Consider the following 14,720-nt stretch of genomic DNA (forward strand, 5'->3'; position numbering starts at 1 on the left):
CCGTCAGTCCAGCTCGAGCCGCGCGACCCCGGGCGTGTCGAACCCGAAGACGGCGCCGAGGAACGCCAGCTCGCTCTCGAGAGCCCGGATGACGTTCTCCGCCCGCCGGAACCCGTGACCCTCGCCCTCGAACAGGATGTACGCGTGTGGAACCTCGTGCGCGCGCAGAGCGTCGCGGATCGCCTCGGCTTGCGCGGGCGGAACCACCGGGTCCTCGTCCCCCTGCAGGAGCAACAGGGGGACACGGAACCGCTCGGGTCTGCTCAGCGGTGAGCGCTGGATGTACAGCTGTTCCGCCTCGGGAAGCGGGCCGATGAGTCCGTCCAGGTAGCGCGCCTCGAAGTCGTGCGTGTCGGTCGCGAGCGTCCGGGCATCGCCGACGCCGTAGCGCGAGATCCCGGCCGCGAACGTGTCGGTGCTCACGAGGGCGGCGAGCACCGTCCAGCCGCCGGCGGACCCGCCGGCCACCGCCATCCGGCGCGCGTCGGCGGCTCCGGTCGCTGCGAGGCCGTCGGCAGCGGCGGCGACGTCCTGGACGTCCACGACGCCCCACTGCCCTCGCAGCCGTTCCCGATATGCCCGGCCGTAGCCGCTGGAGCCCCCGTAGTTCACGTCCAGCACGCCGATTCCCCGGCTGGTGAAGTACGCGATCCGCCCGGATGCCGCACCCCCACGGTGCGCGGTCGGTCCGCCGTGCACGAGCACGACGTACGGCGGGCGTTCGTCCTCGGATGCCTGGACGCCGGGGTTCCTCGGCGGGTAGTCGAACGCGTGGACGGGGCCGGTCGGCCCGTCGAACGTCACGGGGCGGGGGCGCGGCATCCATTCGTCGGCCCACTCCGGTGCGCCGCCGTGGACGAGGAGGCCGCCCGACGGATCGTCGACGTCGATGATCCGCAGCTCGCTCGGCGCGGTGGCCGAGGAGCCGGAGACGAGCACGCGCGATCCGCGGACGTCCTCGATGCACACCTCTGAGGTGAGGGATGCCGCGAGCTCGCGCACCGTCCCGTCGGCGTCGATGAGCACGAGGGAATCGTCGCCGTGCGTGCGCACCGCCACGACGCGGCCACCCTCGACGGTGGTGAACCAGCGCGTGCCCAGTACCCAGATCGGTCCGCCGGTGTCCGCGTCTGCGGGCGCCACGGGCCGCCGAGGCAGGTCCGCCGACAGGTGCTCGCGCCACAGGTTCCAGCGGCCCGAGGTGTCGTCGGCGTACAGCAGGTCGTCATCGCCGACCCACACGGGCTGCACGGGCGAGCTCGAACCTCCCGCGATCGTCGCCCACTCGGCGACGACGCCGTCCTCCAGGCGGCCCACGCGGACTTCGGACGCGTCCCACGGCATATTCGGATGGTTCCACGCGATCCACGCGATGTGGCGCCCGCTGGGGGACAGCGCCGGGTGCGCGACGAAGTCGCTGTCGGCGACGATCTCGGTCGGTCCGGAACCGTCCGTCGGGATCGCGACGATCGCGCGAGTCGGCACCGGGCGGCCGTCGTGGGTCTCGCGGACGGCGAGGAGCGTGCCGTCCTGCCACGACAATCCGCCGTAGCGGTCGCCGGTGCCCGCGGGAGTGAGCGGTCGCGGCTCCTGGCCCGCCGACAGCGCGTAGACGCGCTGATCGGATCGCTCCACGAACAGCAGGACACCGTCCGGCGTCGCCGTCCACGCGCCGCCACCGTACTCGTGCACGCGGGACCTCGCGCTCCACGGTGCGGGCAGGACGTCCACGACCGCACCGGACGCGTCGCGGCGGCGGACACCCGTGCGCCCGCCCTGGTCCGCGATGCCTTCGCCCCACCACACGTCCGCGCCGACGAAGCGTGCACCGTCGATGCGGGGCGTCGCGGCCGACACCTCGGCGGCGGTCAGCGGAGAGGGCCAGGATCCGTAGGGGAGGGTCTGGGTCATGCCTCCACCGTAGGCCGGTATCCGAGCCGGCTGCAGGTCCCGATGCGCGGCGGGCGAGTCCGGTGCCGACACAGAGCGCAACACGGCCTCGCGGCGCGTGTCCCGATCCGATACCGTCGAGCATCATCGCCCGGCACCGACCGGGCTGGAGCGACAGCCGAGCCCGGCACCCGCCCGCGACGCAGACGCGCCCGTGCGCGTATCGCGGCCGTCCGGCCCACCGACTCGATCTGAAACGCTCATGACTTTCGACCTCACTGCACCCGCGCCCACCGGCAGCGCGCCCGTGGTGCCCTTCTCCTTCGAGCTCTACCCGCCCCGGACCGATGCCCGCGAGGCGGCCCTGCACGAAACGATCCGGCAGCTCGCCGCGGTCGGCCCGCGATTCATCTCCGTCACGTACGGCGCGGGCGGGTCCACCGGCGGGCGCTCGCTCGAGGTCCTGAAGCACATCCGCCGAGAGACGGACGTCGAGCCGCTCGCCCACCTGACGTGCGTCGGCAACACCTACGAAGGGGCGACCGCGCTCATCCGCGAATTCCTGGATGCCGGCATCCTGAGCTTCCTCGCCCTGCGCGGCGATCCGCCCGCCGGCGCGGCCGAGGGCGACGAGTTCGTCGGCGATCTCGAGAGCGCCGCCCAGCTGACGCAGCTCATCGGGCGCGTCCAGGCGGAGCGTTCGCCGTACACCGAGTACGGCATCCCGGGGCTGCCGGGTGCGGTCGGCGTCAACCGCCGCCGGCCCGCGCAGGTCGCGGTCGCCGCGTTCCCGAACGGCCACCCGCGCTCCCGGCATCCGCGTGAGCACATCGACGCGCTGGTCGCGAAAGAGGCGGCCGGTGCGACGCTCGCGATCACGCAGCTCTTCTTCGACGCCGAGGACTACCTCCGCTTCGTCGATGAGGCGCGCGACGCTGGGGTCACGATGCCGATCCTCCCCGGCATCATGCCGATCACCTCTCCGGCGCGTCTGAACCGCGTTCTCGAGCTGACCGGCGAAGCGCGGCCGCGCGCGCTCGCGGAAGCGCTCGCACGGGAGAGCACCCCGCAGCATCAGGCACGGATCGGCATCTCCCACGCCGCCGAGCTCGCCCGCGAGGTGTCAGACCACGGCGCGCCCGGCGTCCACCTGTACGCGTTCAACAACCACGAGACCGTGCTGGCCGTGCTGCGCGAAGCCGACCTGCTGGCCACGAGCCCTGTGGGCCGCCGCACGATGACGCCGCACGGATGACATCGCGGCTCGGTCTCAAGCCGGCACGATCGCGTGTGAGCTGACGACGACCGGTTCGATCACCGTGCCGTGGTCGGGCCGTCGGTCACGACCGTCGTGTCGGTCACGTCCGCAGGGCCGACGGTGTCAGATGCGGGGGACAAGTCGTCCGCGGCAGCGGGAACGACCGCGTCGTCCCGCCGCTGCAGAAGTTCGAGCGTCCAGCCGACCACGAGTGCGACGACCACGACGAGGAGGATGTCGCCGACCGTGAGCGGACGCAGCGCGAACAGCCACAGCACGGCGAGGACGGCGATGATCGTGCGCACGAGAACCCGGTAGCGGCCGAGCCACGCTCCGAAGGCCCCGGTGTCCAGGCCCCGCGCCGCCAACTGCCGGCGGGCGGACCCGTTGAGCGCCTCCGCGGTCGAGCGGACGCTGCGCGCGGGCTTCGAACGGCCCATGAGCCAGCCCACCAGTGCGATCAGCACGCCCAGCAGCACGCCCACGAGGGCCGTCTGCTGCATCGCCCCGACCATGCGCTGGTAGATCGCGTCCAGCGCCGCCGGCGACAGATCCAGATCGCCCGCGACGGTGCTCACCACCACCGTCCCGACCGACAGGCCGGCGACGAGCGTTGCCGCGCCGATCGCGAAGCCGATGCCCGACCCGAGGATCGCGACGCTCCGTCGCCGGGCGAAGAGGATGCCGAGACCGAAGAGGCCGAGGGTGAGGACGGGCAGCCACCATCCCAGGGCCGCGGTGAGGGCGTAGCCGGTCCGGATCGCGGCCAGATTGTCCCCTTCGCCGACGATGACGACCTTGTCCACCGACGGGATCAGCTGCGCGATGCCGACGCCGCGGTCGACGAGGTTCGCCTTCACGCGATCGACGATGGCCCCGAGTTGGATGCCGACGCCGTCCGGGGTCCTCACGACCAGTCCGCCGCCGTCCGATGTCGCCGCCGTCGTGAGGGCGCGGTGCGCCGCGCGCGTGGCGGTGGCCCAGACGTCCGAGAACGCGTCGGACTGCACCACCCTCGTCACGGTCTGATCGACCAGGCTCTCAAGGCCGTCCGCCGCGGGAGCCTGGAGGAGCCCGAGGGCCTGCACGGCGCGCGGCGGGAGGCCGAGGTCGGCGATGCCGTCGAAAACGTTCGCGGTGAGCTGGTCGAAGTCGACCTGATCGGTGATCGCGGTCATCGTCTCGTCGATGATGAGTCCCTGCACGGCGGGATCGTCGACGAGCGGCGCGAGTGTGCTGACGAACGCGTCCTCCTCCACGAGCTGCACCCGCGCCCAGGCGGCGACGATGGAGGTGGGGACGAGGATCGTCGCGATCACGATGCACAGCGCGGAGACGAAGGCGCGCCAGCGTGCGGTGCGGGGCTCCGGCGCGACGGCGTCCGTGTCCCGCGCGCGGAGCGCCGCGTTCTCGGCGCGCAGCGCGTCCAGTTCGGCGCGCAGATCGTCGTCGGTCATGGCGGACATGGGGCCTCCTCGGTGCGGATGACCTCATCCTGGCGCAAACGGCCGCGCGGCATCCCACCCGGAACGGGTGATAATCGCGCCGGCGGCTCAGACGGCGCGCAGGACCGCCACGACCTTGCCGAGCACGACCGCGTCGTCGCCGAGAATCGGCTCGAACGCCGAGTTGCGGGGCAGGAGCCACGTGTGCCCGTCGCGCTGACGGAACGTCTTGACCGTCGCTTCTTCGTCGAGCATCGCCGCCACGATGTCGCCGTTCTGCGCCGTCTGCTGCTGACGCACGACGACCCAGTCGCCGTCGCAGATCGCCGCGTCGATCATCGACTCGCCCTGCACCTTCAGCATGAACAGGTCGCCCTTGCCGACGAGCTGACGGGGGAGAGGGAAGATCTCCTCGACCTGCTGCTCGGCCGTGATGGGCGTACCCGCGGCGATGCGTCCGACCAGCGGCACCATCGCGGCGTCGCCCACGCTCGGAGCCGTGTCCGCCGGGTTCTCGGTGGACATGCCGGGGAGATCGATCAGCACCTCCATCGCACGCGTCTTGCCGGCGTCGCGGCGGAGGTATCCGCTGAGTTCGAGCTGGTTGAGCTGGTGCGTCACGCTGGAGAGCGACTTCAACCCGACGGCGTCACCGATCTCGCGCATGCTCGGCGGGTAGCCGTGCCGCGCGATCGACCGCTGGATGACTTCCAGGATCGCGAGCTGCTTGTCGCTGAGGCTCTTGCGCCGTCGCGTCTGGGGCTTGTCGCGTCCGCTCGCGTCGCTCATCTGTCCCGCTCCTGTCTCTCCCGATCCGGGCATCGTCTTCGAATGTCGGAGGTCCGTGGTGGGGTGTTCCCATCGAAACCGTATCCGGTTCGGCTCCGGTGTCCGGGCATCACGTCCGCGTGTCGCGTTCGAACATCAGAGACGTCGAATACCGGTTGACATCGTAGAACATCGAAGATAGCTTCGGAAGAGAGCTTCGCATCCCGGCCTCCCGGCCGAGGCGGGGGTGCGAATCTCTTCTCTTCATCCAGGAGGACGACATGACCGCCATCAGCATTCCGACCCGGTCCTACGGCGACATCGCGGGGCACCGTGCCACGCGGCTGCGTCTGACGGCCCGCGGGCGACGGGTGCTGGCGTCGATCGCAGCGCTGCCGGCCGTGATCGCCCTGAGTCTTGCGGTCGTCAGCGGCGGCAGCGCTCTGGCCTCGCGCGACGCCGGCGCGCCGGCGGAGTCGTTCACGACCGTCACGGTGACGGCAGGGCAGTCGCTGTGGTCCATCGCCGAGCAGGTCGCGCCGGGTGCGGACCCGCGCGATGTGGTCGACGCGATCGTGCGCCTGAACGCGCTCGACGGCGTGACGGTGTCAGCCGGGCAGCAGCTCGCGATCCCGAGCGAGTACGACACCGCACCCTGAGTGCCGGCGGTCGCCTCTTCACGCGGACCGGGCGTCGCGGCGGCTCTACCATGGGAGAGGTGAGCATCCGCCTCGATGACCTTCCCCTGCGCGACCACCTCCGAGGGATGACGCCATACGGCGCCCCCCAGGCCGCGCTGCCCGTCGCCCTCAACGTGAACGAGAACACCCACCCCGTGCCGCAGGATGTGGCCGACGACATCCTGGATGCCGTCGCGCTCGCTCTCCGGGACGTGAACCGCTATCCCGATCGGGAGTTCACGGCGCTGCGCGAGGGCTTCGCGGAGTATCTCGGCTACGGGGTCACGCGCGAGCAGATCTGGGCGGCGAACGGCTCGAACGAAGTCCTGCAGCACGTGCTGCAGGCGTTCGGCGGGCCGGGCCGCACCGCGTTCGGCTTCGCGCCGACGTATTCGATGTATCCGCTTCTGACCCGCGCGACCGGTGCGGAATGGATCGCCGGCACGCGCGGCCCGGACTTCTCCGTCGAGGTCGACGACGCGACGAGGCAGGTCGAGGAGGCGGCACCGGATGTCGTCTTCCTCTGCTCGCCGAACAACCCGACCGGCACACCGATGAGCCTCGAGGCGATCGCTGCGATCTACGACGCTACGGACGGCATCGTGGTGGTCGACGAGGCCTACCAGGAGTTCGCACCGCACGACGCGGGATCCGCACTCGCGCTGCTGCCGGGCCGCGAGCGGATGGTCGTCTCGCGGACCATGAGCAAAGCCTTCGCGTTCGCCGGAGCCCGAGTGGGATATCTCGCCGCCGATCCCGCTCTCATCGACGCCCTCCGCCTCGTGCGCCTGCCGTACCACTTGAGCGCGCTCACGCAGGCGGCGGCATCCGCAGCTCTGCGTCACTCGCACACGATGCTCGCGATGGTCGATGAGATCGTTGCACAGCGCGACCGGATGTCAGCCACCCTCGACGCGATCGGTTACGACCCCTACGAGTCCTGGACCAACTTCGTGCTGTTCGGCGGCGTCGACGACCCCGCCGCCACCTGGCAGGGTCTGTACGACCACGGCGTACTGATCCGGGACGTCGGCATCCCTCACCACCTTCGTGTGACGGCCGGCACCGAGCAGGAGACGACCGCGTTCCTGGACGCGCTCGCCTCACTAGACTCGTCCTCATGAGCCGCCCCGGAAGCCCCCGCACGGCTTCGATCCGTCGCTCGACGAGCGAATCCACCGTCGAACTCGAAATCGACCTGGACGGGACGGGCCGCAGCCACATCGACACGACGGTGCCGTTCTTCGACCACCTCCTCACGGCGTTCGCGAAGCACTCGCTGACCGATCTGACCGTGCGGGCGTCCGGCGACACCGACATCGACGCGCACCACACCGTGGAGGACGTCGCGATCGTCCTCGGGCAGGCGATCCGCGAAGCGCTGGGTGACAAGTCCGGCATCTCTCGCTACGGCGACGCCCTCGTGCCGCTGGATGAAGCACTCGCGCAGGCGGTCGTGGACATCAGCGGACGCCCGTACCTCGTCCACGACGGTGAGCCCGCGGGCTACGAGTTGCACCTGATCGGCGGGCGCTTCACCGGTTCGCTCGTGCGGCACACCTTCGAGGCGATCGCATTCAACGCCGGACTCACGGTGCACGTCCGCGTGCTCGCCGGCCGCGACCCCCATCACATCGCGGAGGCCGAGTACAAGGCCTTCGCCCGGGCGTTCCGTCAGGCGAAGGCACTCGACCCGCTGATCGAGGGTGTCCCGAGCACGAAGGGTGCTCTGTGACGGAATCCGCCACGCCGGACGAGCGCGCCGAACGGCCGCTCGTCGCGGTGCTGGACTATGGCTCAGGCAATGTCCATTCCGCCGTCAAGGCGCTCATCGCCGCCGGTGCCGATGCGCGCCTGACCGCCGATCGCGGGCTCATCGACGACGCCGCCGGCCTCGTCGTGCCCGGTGTCGGTGCGTTCCGCGCGGTCATGGAGGCGCTTCGTGCCCGCCGAGGCGACGAGATCATCGACCGGCGCCTCGCGGGCGGTCGACCCGTGCTCGGCATCTGCGTCGGCATGCAGGTGCTGTTCGAGCACGGCGTCGAACGCGGCGTCGACACCGAGGGCCTGGGGGAGTGGCCCGGCGCGGTTACGGAGCTCGACGCTCCCGTCCTTCCGCACATGGGCTGGAACACCGTCGAGGCCGGTGAGGGCTCGCGGCTGTTCCGCGGCATCGAGAGCGAGCGGTTCTACTTCGTGCACTCATTCGCCGCGCAGCACTGGACACTCGAGGTGCAGCGCCCGTTCCCCGCACCGGCGCTCACGTGGTGCACGTATGGGCGCCCGTTCCTCGCGGCCGTCGAGAACGGACCGCTCGCTGCTACGCAGTTCCACCCGGAGAAGTCGGGGGATGCCGGCATCCGTCTTCTCGCGAATTGGATCGACGGGCTCGGCGGGGCTACCCTCTGAGATCGTGCCACCTGCGCGAGCACTGCGCTCCCGCGTCATTCCGCACGAGGAGCCATGAACGATTTCGCGTCAACGCCTGAGTTGATCCTGCTGCCCGCTGTCGACGTCGCCGACGGCAAGGCCGTCCGCCTCACGCAGGGGGAGGCCGGCACGGAGACGAACTACGGCGACCCGGTGGATGCCGCCCTCGAATGGGCGAAGCAGGGCGCCGAGTGGATCCACCTCGTCGACCTCGACGCGGCGTTCGGACGCGGCAGCAACACCGCGGTGATCCGCAAGGTCATCAAGCAGGTGCGCGGCGTGCAGGTCGAGGTCTCCGGCGGGATCCGCGACGATCGCAGCCTGGAGGCCGCCTTGGAGAGCGGCGCATCGCGCATCAACCTCGGCACCGCGGCGCTGGAGAACCCCGAGTGGGCGGCGGATGTCATCGGCCGGTACGGCGATCTGATCGCGGTGGGCCTGGATGTCCGCGGCACGACGCTCGCCGCGCGCGGCTGGACCCAGGAGGGCGGCGACCTGTGGACCGTGCTGGACCGGCTCGAGGCCGCCGGGTGCAGCCGCTACGTCGTGACCGACGTGACGAAGGACGGCACTCTGCAGGGGCCCAACATCGAGCTGCTCCGTGAGCTCACCGCACGCACGCCGAAGCCCGTGATCGCCTCCGGCGGTGTGTCGAGCCTGGACGACATCGCGGCGCTCCGCGACCTCGTTCCCCTCGGCGTCGAGGGCGCGATCGTGGGCAAGGCCCTGTATGCGGGCGCGTTCACGCTCGCCGAGGCGCTGGATGTCGCAGGGCACTGACGGGCATCATCCCCACGCGGGTGATTCGGCCGGGGTCCCGTGGGAGGGGCGCAGCTTCGAGCCCAATCCTCACTCCGGCGACGACGGTTCGGCCGATCCCGCACTTCTGGCGGCGCTGATCGCGTTCCGCGCGGAGGTCGCGGCCGGGAGTCTGGGCGATGCCGTCGCCGTCGTGGACGCGTATCGGCCGGCCCGGCTCCTGATTCCGCTCCTCGCCGAGAAGGGCGATCACGGCGTCGGACCGCACGGTCTTGCGGTCGACAAGACCCAGGAGCTCTCGATCGTCACGGTCGCCGCTCCCGACGGACGTCGGGTCCTCCCCGTCTTCACCTCCGTCGCTGCGATGTCCCGCTGGGATGCCACCGCCCGCCCGGTGCCTGCCGACGGTCCGCGCACCGCCCTCGCGGCATCCGCGGACGAAACGGATCTGATCGTGATCGACCCCGGGTCCGACACGGAGTTCGTGCTGCGCCGGCCGGCCGTCTGGGCGATCGCGCAGGGGCTGCCGTGGGAGCCGAGCTACACCTCGCCCGAGGTCTTCGCGGGGCTGCAGGCCAGCATCGGGGGCGAGCTCGCCGTGCTCGACCTCTCCGTCGAGGCCGGTGACCCTTCGGGGCGCCTGCGCGGGCCGGAGCTCATCGTCCGGCTGGAGCTGATCCACGGTTTGGAGCAGGCGGAGCTGGATGCCGTCCTCGGCCGGCTCGCGAAGCGGTGGGCGGCCGATGACCGCGTGGCGGTGCTGGTCGATTCGCTGACGGTGAAGCTCATCCGCTCCTGATCCCTCCCTCGCCCTCGCCCTCGCCCCCGTCCGTCTCCCGCCGCCGACATGGTCCCATTTCTGCCGAGATGGTCCCCTTTCCCTCGAGATGGTCCCTTTTCTGTCGAGATGGTCCCCACTATCTCGGGGGTAAACCCACCATCTCGGCGGGAAACGCACCGTCTCGGGGGTAAACCCACCATCTCGAGGGGAGAACCACCATCTCGGGGGGAGAACCACCATCTCGGGGGCAGGGACCACCCTCTCGGGGACACGGATCGGAGAGCGGGTATCTGAGAGGCGGCTTGTCGCTCCTCCTCCTCAGGAGGAGGATCAGGCTCACGAGGAGGTCAGCGATGACACAGACATCCTTCGACGACACTCGATCCGCCCCCGCGGCGGCAGAGGCCCTCGATCGGGCGCACGCGGCTGCCGTGGACTGGTTGACGCGGATGCCGGAGCGCGGCATCCCGGCGACGACCGGCGTCGCCGAGACGCAGTCCCGTCTCGGGCTGGAGCTGCCGACCGATGCCGAGCCGCCCGGCGACGTGATCGACGCCCTCATCCGGGCGGTCGAGCCCGGGCTCATGGCGTCGCAGTCGCCGAGATTCTTCGGCTGGGTGATGGGCGGCACCCTGCCGGCGTCGCTCGCGGCGGACTGGCTCGTCTCGGCGTGGGATCAGAACGCGGGGATGCGCGAGGTCACGACGGGCGTCGTCGCCGCAGAGGACCTCGCCGGTCGCTGGCTGTGCGAGCTGCTCGGCCTCGACCCGGCGTGCGACGTCGGCTTCACGACGGGGGCCACGATGGCGAACCTCACCGGTCTCGCGGCCGCCCGCACGCGCGTGCTCCGCGACGCGGGGTGGGATGCCGATGAGCGCGGGCTCGCCGGGGGTCCGCCGATCAGGTTCCTCGCGGGTGCGGAGAGGCACGGCTCGGTCGACCTCGCCGCGCGGCTTCTCGGCCTCGGCGCCGCGGAGCTCATCGACGCCGACGATCAGGGTCGCATCCGGCCCGATCTGCTGGCAGAGGCGCTGGCGGGCAGGTCGGGCCCCACGATCCTCGCGCTGCAGGCGGGAAACGTCCACTCCGGCGCGTTCGATCCGTTCGCGGAGTGCGTGGCTGTCGCGCACGACGCCGGTGCCTGGGTGCACGTCGACGGCGCATTCGGACTCTGGGCGGGCGCGAGTCCACGATCGCGTCACCTGATGCGCGGCGCGGAGGATGCCGATTCGTGGGCGACCGACGCCCACAAGACGCTGAACGTCCCGTACGACTGCGGCGTCGCGATCGTCCGCGACCGGGTGAGTCTGCGCCAGGCGATGGGCACCCACGCGAGCTACCTGACCGCAACCACGACCGCCGATGCGGATCCGCACGAGCGTGTGCCGGAGATGTCCCGCCGGGCGCGGGGCGTCCCGGTGTGGGCGGCGCTGCGATCGCTCGGCACGTCGGGGGTCGCGGCCCTGATCGACCGGCTCACGCGGTCCGCTCAGCTCCTCGCCGACGGGGTCACCGCTGTTCCGGGGCTGCAGGTGCTCAACGACGTCGTCTTCACCCAGGTCTGCGTCGCCGCGAGCACGGACGAGGCGACCAGAGCGCTCGGCGAGGTGCTCCGCGCCGACGGGGTCGCGTTCGCATCCTCGTCGGAATGGCACGGCCGCGCCGTGCTGCGGTTCTCTGTCAGCAACGCCGGCACGGACGACGAAGCGGTCGCCGAGTCCCTCGCGGCGCTGCGCCGCGCCGCAGAGCGGATCGGAAAGCAGTGAGCGCGCGCCCGGTCAGGTGACCGGGCCGGTCCACTTCTCGCCGGGGCCTTTGCCGATGGGGTCGGGGATGACGGATGCCTCACGGAAGGCCAACTGCAGCGAACGCAGTCCGTCGCGCAGCGACCGCGCGTGCATGTCACTGATCTCGGGAGCCCCCGCCGTGATGAGTCCGGCCAGCGCGTTGATGAGCTTCCGCGCTTCGTCCAGGTCCTTCTGCGCACCGGGGTCGTCGGCGAGACCGACCTTCACCGCGGCGGCACTCATGAGGTGCACCGCGGCGGTCGTGATGACCTCGACCGCAGGGACGTCCGCGATGTCGCGGGTCGCGGCCGATGCCGCGCGCTCCTGAGCCTCCCACCGCGCCCGCCGCTCGGCATCCTGAGCGAGCCGCCCGGCCTGAAGATCGTCGTCGCCGTCCCGAATCGTGTCCACGTGTCACTCTCTGCTAGACTTGCGCGGGCTTCGGAGCGTTGTGCTCCGGAACGAAAGAGGATCAGATCCCACCCGCGCTTGCCGCTCCAGGCTACCGGGTCATGCACTCCGCCCCGTCCGCTCGCGGACGGGGTCGCTCCACCGGAATCGCGGTGGGGGTCGGGTGCGCAAGCCGGCGCTCCAGCGCTGTGCGGGTGGAATCGAGTCGCTCTTCCGCCCGCGATGCATCCCGCTTCGCGGTGGCCGACACCCGCATGAAAGAGGAGCTCCGCATCAGCGATCCCCGCACCAATGACCGCATCCGCGTGCCCGAGGTCCGCCTCGTCGGCCCGAACGGAGAGCAGGTCGGCGTCGTACGCATCGAGGTGGCCCTGCGTCTGGCGCAGGATGCCGACCTCGACCTCGTCGAGGTGGCACCCAACTCGAAGCCGCCCGTGGTCAAGATCATGGATTACGGGAAGTTCAAGTACGAAGCAGCGCAGAAGGCCAAAGAGGCCCGACGCAACCAGGCGAACACCATCCTCAAGGAGGTGCGTTTCCGTCTGAAGATCGAGGCCCACGACTACACGACCAAGCTCAAGCGCGCCGAGGGCTTCCTCAAGGCGGGCGACAAGGTCAAGGCGATGATCCTGTTTCGCGGGCGTGAGCAGTCCCGTCCCGAGCAGGGCGTGCGTCTCCTGCGCAAGTTCGCAGAGGACGTCGCGGAGTTCGGAACCGTCGAGTCGAGCCCCACGATCGACGGTCGCAACATGGTCATGGTCGTGGCTCCCCACAAGAACAAGTCCGAAGTGAAGACCGAGCAGAACGCCCAGCGCGCTGCGAACAAGGAGGCGGCCCGCTCGGCCGCCCACGGCGGTCCCGCCGCGGACCAGGCTCCGGCCGCGGCCGAGTAAGCCCCACAGACCCCCGCCTCGCGGGAACACCCACGAAGCCCGCGAGGGCGACACACGAAGGAACATGAGATGCCGAAGCAGAAGACCCACTCGGGTGCCAAGAAGCGGTTCAAGATCACCGGCAGCGGAAAGCTGATGAAGCAGCAGGCCGGTATGCGCCACAACCTCGAGGGCAAGGCCAGCAAGCGGACCCGGCGCCTCAACCAGGACCAGGTGCTTTCCCCGGCCGACGCCAAGCAGGCCAAGAAGCTTCTCGGCCGCTGAGCGCGCCGAATCACGATAGGAAAATTCAGAAATGGCTAGAGTCAAGCGGGCCGTCAACGCCCACAAGAAGCGTCGCGTCATCCTCGAGCGCGCCTCCGGTTACCGGGGTCAGCGTTCGCGCCTGTACCGCAAGGCGAAGGAGCAGGTCACCCACTCGCTCGTCTACGCGTACCGCGACCGTCGCAAGCGCAAGGGCGACTTCCGCCGTCTGTGGATCCAGCGCATCAACGCCGCGAGCCGCCAGAACGGCCTGACGTACAACCGTCTGATCCAGGGTCTCGGCCTGGCCGGCGTCCAGGTCGACCGCCGCATGCTCGCCGAACTCGCGGTCAACGAGCCCGCGACGTTCGCGTCGCTGGTCGCCACGGCCAAGGCCGCGCTGCCCGAGAACGTGAACGCGCCCAAGAGCGCGTAACGCCGGCATCCGCCTGTCGAAGGGGCGTCCTCCCGTTTCGGAGGGCGCCCCTTCGCGTGCGCGCGCCGCCGCCGCTCTACACTGAACTGTGCTCGAGAACCCGCGCTCGCCCCGCGTCCGCGCCGTCGCGAAGCTGACCAAGCGCAGTGCACGGCAGGAGACCGGTCTGTTCCTGCTCGAAGGTCCGCAAGCAGCCCGCGAGGCGCTCGCGTATCGGCCGGACACCGTCCTGGAGCTGTTCGCGACGCCTTCAGCGCTCGAGCGGCACACAGATGTGCGGGATGCCGCGCTCGCGGCCGGCCTCGAGGTGGTCTTCACGACCGAGGACGTGCTCGACGCGATGGCCGACACGGTCACGCCGCAGGGCATCGTCGCCGTCGCCCGCCAGACCCCGAGCTCGGTGCGCGAGGTGTTCGCCGCATCTCCGCGCCTGGTCGCGATCTGCGACGAGGTGCGCGACCCCGGCAACCTCGGGACGATCATCCGCGCCGCCGACGCCGCGGGCGCGGATGCCGTCATCCTGACCGGCCGGACGGTGGATCCGTACAACCCCAAAGTCGTGCGGGCGACCACCGGGTCGCTGTTCCACCTGCCGATCGCGGTGGGTGTCGACCTCGCCTCCGCGATCGACCGCGCACACGCGGCCGGGGTTCGGGTGATCGCCGCCGACGTGGGCGGCGAGGATTTCCTGGCGTCGCGGCAGATCCTCGCGGAGCCCACCGCATGGCTGTTCGGCAATGAGGCGCGCGGCCTCGAGGACGATGCTCTCGCGCTCGCCGATCTGGCTCTTCGCCTGCCGATCTACGGCAGCGCGGAGTCGCTCAATCTCGCCACCGCCGCGAGCGTGTGCCTGTACGAAACGGCTTTCGCGCAGCGTTCGGGGAGCTGACGCACGGCGGTTCCGATCTGATTACAGTCCGGTAAAGGCCGCTGTCAATC

At 70.6% G+C, this 14,720-nt stretch carries 16 protein-coding genes; 12 read left to right on the plus strand and 4 right to left on the minus strand.

Annotation, left to right across the window (positions count from 1 at the left end; all coding sequences use genetic code 11):
• Nucleotides 1-3: 3 nt before the first annotated feature.
• On the minus strand, nucleotides 4-1,911 hold the full coding sequence (locus AB0P18_RS08970; RefSeq protein WP_363359743.1) for a prolyl oligopeptidase family serine peptidase: 1,908 nt from the start codon (nucleotides 1,909-1,911) through the stop codon (nucleotides 4-6).
• A 241-nt stretch (nucleotides 1,912-2,152) separates the two neighbouring features.
• On the opposite strand from AB0P18_RS08970, the gene AB0P18_RS08975 reads away from it, so the two are divergent.
• The gene (locus AB0P18_RS08975; protein WP_363359744.1) at nucleotides 2,153-3,145 is read left to right on the plus strand and encodes a methylenetetrahydrofolate reductase; all 993 of its coding nucleotides are present in this window, start codon (nucleotides 2,153-2,155) and stop codon (nucleotides 3,143-3,145) included.
• A gap of 59 nt (nucleotides 3,146-3,204) precedes the next feature.
• Here AB0P18_RS08975 and AB0P18_RS08980 read toward each other — a convergent pair whose 3' ends face one another.
• Entirely contained in the window at nucleotides 3,205-4,614 is a 1,410-nt protein-coding gene (locus AB0P18_RS08980; protein ID WP_344052929.1) for a hypothetical protein, read from the minus strand.
• A gap of 87 nt (nucleotides 4,615-4,701) precedes the next feature.
• On the minus strand, nucleotides 4,702-5,382 hold the full coding sequence (gene lexA / locus AB0P18_RS08985) for a transcriptional repressor LexA (protein WP_344052931.1): 681 nt from the start codon (nucleotides 5,380-5,382) through the stop codon (nucleotides 4,702-4,704).
• A 260-nt stretch (nucleotides 5,383-5,642) separates the two neighbouring features.
• Here lexA and AB0P18_RS08990 point away from each other — a divergent pair, with 260 nt between their 5' ends.
• From AB0P18_RS08990 to AB0P18_RS09020, 7 genes are all read left to right on the plus strand, one after another.
• Nucleotides 5,643-6,020, plus strand: coding sequence for a LysM peptidoglycan-binding domain-containing protein (locus tag AB0P18_RS08990; RefSeq protein WP_344052933.1), 378 nt, complete (start codon nucleotides 5,643-5,645; stop codon nucleotides 6,018-6,020).
• 50 nt (nucleotides 6,021-6,070) lie between these two features.
• Nucleotides 6,071-7,165 carry a histidinol-phosphate transaminase gene (locus tag AB0P18_RS08995; protein ID WP_344052934.1) on the plus strand — a complete coding sequence of 365 codons (1,095 nt, stop codon included), beginning with the start codon at nucleotides 6,071-6,073 and terminating at the stop codon, nucleotides 7,163-7,165.
• Entirely contained in the window at nucleotides 7,162-7,776 is a 615-nt protein-coding gene (gene hisB / locus AB0P18_RS09000) for an imidazoleglycerol-phosphate dehydratase HisB (protein ID WP_363359745.1), read from the plus strand. The genes AB0P18_RS08995 and hisB overlap by 4 nt, the downstream gene beginning before the upstream one ends.
• A complete protein-coding gene (gene hisH / locus AB0P18_RS09005; RefSeq protein WP_363359746.1) occupies nucleotides 7,773-8,450 on the plus strand; it encodes an imidazole glycerol phosphate synthase subunit HisH in 678 nt (225 codons plus the stop codon). The genes hisB and hisH overlap by 4 nt, the downstream gene beginning before the upstream one ends.
• A gap of 54 nt (nucleotides 8,451-8,504) precedes the next feature.
• Nucleotides 8,505-9,251 (plus strand): bifunctional 1-(5-phosphoribosyl)-5-((5-phosphoribosylamino)methylideneamino)imidazole-4-carboxamide isomerase/phosphoribosylanthranilate isomerase PriA, encoded by a 747-nt coding sequence (gene priA / locus AB0P18_RS09010; RefSeq protein WP_344052939.1) that lies wholly within the window; start codon nucleotides 8,505-8,507, stop codon nucleotides 9,249-9,251.
• Nucleotides 9,235-10,029, plus strand: a complete 795-nt coding sequence (locus tag AB0P18_RS09015) for an SseB family protein (protein ID WP_363359747.1) — start codon at nucleotides 9,235-9,237, stop codon at nucleotides 10,027-10,029. Before priA ends, AB0P18_RS09015 begins: the two co-directional genes overlap by 17 nt.
• 335 nt (nucleotides 10,030-10,364) lie before the next feature.
• Entirely contained in the window at nucleotides 10,365-11,777 is a 1,413-nt protein-coding gene (locus AB0P18_RS09020) for an aminotransferase class V-fold PLP-dependent enzyme (RefSeq protein WP_363359748.1), read from the plus strand.
• A gap of 12 nt (nucleotides 11,778-11,789) precedes the next feature.
• Here AB0P18_RS09020 and AB0P18_RS09025 read toward each other — a convergent pair whose 3' ends face one another.
• Nucleotides 11,790-12,209, minus strand: coding sequence for a DUF1844 domain-containing protein (locus AB0P18_RS09025; RefSeq protein WP_363359749.1), 420 nt, complete (start codon nucleotides 12,207-12,209; stop codon nucleotides 11,790-11,792).
• Between the two features lie 254 nt (nucleotides 12,210-12,463).
• Between AB0P18_RS09025 and infC the strand changes: the two genes are divergently transcribed.
• The 4 genes from infC (at nucleotide 12,464) to AB0P18_RS09045 (ending at nucleotide 14,670) form a co-directional block, all read left to right on the plus strand.
• Nucleotides 12,464-13,102: a translation initiation factor IF-3 gene (gene infC, locus AB0P18_RS09030; protein WP_363359879.1), complete on the plus strand. Its 639-nt coding sequence runs from the start codon at nucleotides 12,464-12,466 to the stop codon at nucleotides 13,100-13,102.
• A gap of 69 nt (nucleotides 13,103-13,171) precedes the next feature.
• Complete coding sequence (rpmI, locus tag AB0P18_RS09035) at nucleotides 13,172-13,366, plus strand: 50S ribosomal protein L35 (RefSeq protein ID WP_179431930.1); 195 nt, start codon at nucleotides 13,172-13,174, stop codon at nucleotides 13,364-13,366.
• 31 nt (nucleotides 13,367-13,397) lie between these two features.
• Nucleotides 13,398-13,781 carry a 50S ribosomal protein L20 gene (gene rplT / locus AB0P18_RS09040; protein ID WP_344052950.1) on the plus strand — a complete coding sequence of 128 codons (384 nt, stop codon included), beginning with the start codon at nucleotides 13,398-13,400 and terminating at the stop codon, nucleotides 13,779-13,781.
• Nucleotides 13,782-13,869: 88 nt separating this feature from the next.
• On the plus strand, nucleotides 13,870-14,670 hold the full coding sequence (locus AB0P18_RS09045) for an RNA methyltransferase (RefSeq protein ID WP_344052952.1): 801 nt from the start codon (nucleotides 13,870-13,872) through the stop codon (nucleotides 14,668-14,670).
• Nucleotides 14,671-14,720 lie beyond the last annotated feature (50 nt).

Origin of the sequence: Microbacterium sp. NPDC064584 (genome assembly GCF_040687315.1) — a bacterium.
GTDB classification, from domain to species: Bacteria; Actinomycetota; Actinomycetes; order Actinomycetales; family Microbacteriaceae; genus Microbacterium; species Microbacterium lacus.

Bases quoted from the DNA above. Each gene is read 5' to 3' on its own strand.
- AB0P18_RS08990 (WP_344052933.1), top strand. From the start codon at position 5,643: ATGACCGCCATCAGCATTCCGACCCGGTCCTACGGCGACATCGCGGGG.
- AB0P18_RS08995 (WP_344052934.1), top strand. From the start codon at position 6,071: ATGGGAGAGGTGAGCATCCGCCTCGATGACCTTCCCCTGCGCGACCAC.
- AB0P18_RS09015 (WP_363359747.1), top strand. From the start codon at position 9,235: ATGTCGCAGGGCACTGACGGGCATCATCCCCACGCGGGTGATTCGGCC.
- AB0P18_RS08980 (WP_344052929.1), bottom strand. From the start codon at position 4,614: ATGTCCGCCATGACCGACGACGATCTGCGCGCCGAACTGGACGCGCTG.
- rpmI (WP_179431930.1), top strand. From the start codon at position 13,172: ATGCCGAAGCAGAAGACCCACTCGGGTGCCAAGAAGCGGTTCAAGATC.
- hisB (WP_363359745.1), top strand. From the start codon at position 7,162: ATGAGCCGCCCCGGAAGCCCCCGCACGGCTTCGATCCGTCGCTCGACG.
- infC (WP_363359879.1), top strand. From the start codon at position 12,464: ATGAAAGAGGAGCTCCGCATCAGCGATCCCCGCACCAATGACCGCATC.
- rplT (WP_344052950.1), top strand. From the start codon at position 13,398: ATGGCTAGAGTCAAGCGGGCCGTCAACGCCCACAAGAAGCGTCGCGTC.
- AB0P18_RS09020 (WP_363359748.1), top strand. From the start codon at position 10,365: ATGACACAGACATCCTTCGACGACACTCGATCCGCCCCCGCGGCGGCA.
- priA (WP_344052939.1), top strand. From the start codon at position 8,505: ATGAACGATTTCGCGTCAACGCCTGAGTTGATCCTGCTGCCCGCTGTC.
- lexA (WP_344052931.1), bottom strand. From the start codon at position 5,382: ATGAGCGACGCGAGCGGACGCGACAAGCCCCAGACGCGACGGCGCAAG.
- AB0P18_RS08970 (WP_363359743.1), bottom strand. From the start codon at position 1,911: ATGACCCAGACCCTCCCCTACGGATCCTGGCCCTCTCCGCTGACCGCC.
- AB0P18_RS08975 (WP_363359744.1), top strand. From the start codon at position 2,153: ATGACTTTCGACCTCACTGCACCCGCGCCCACCGGCAGCGCGCCCGTG.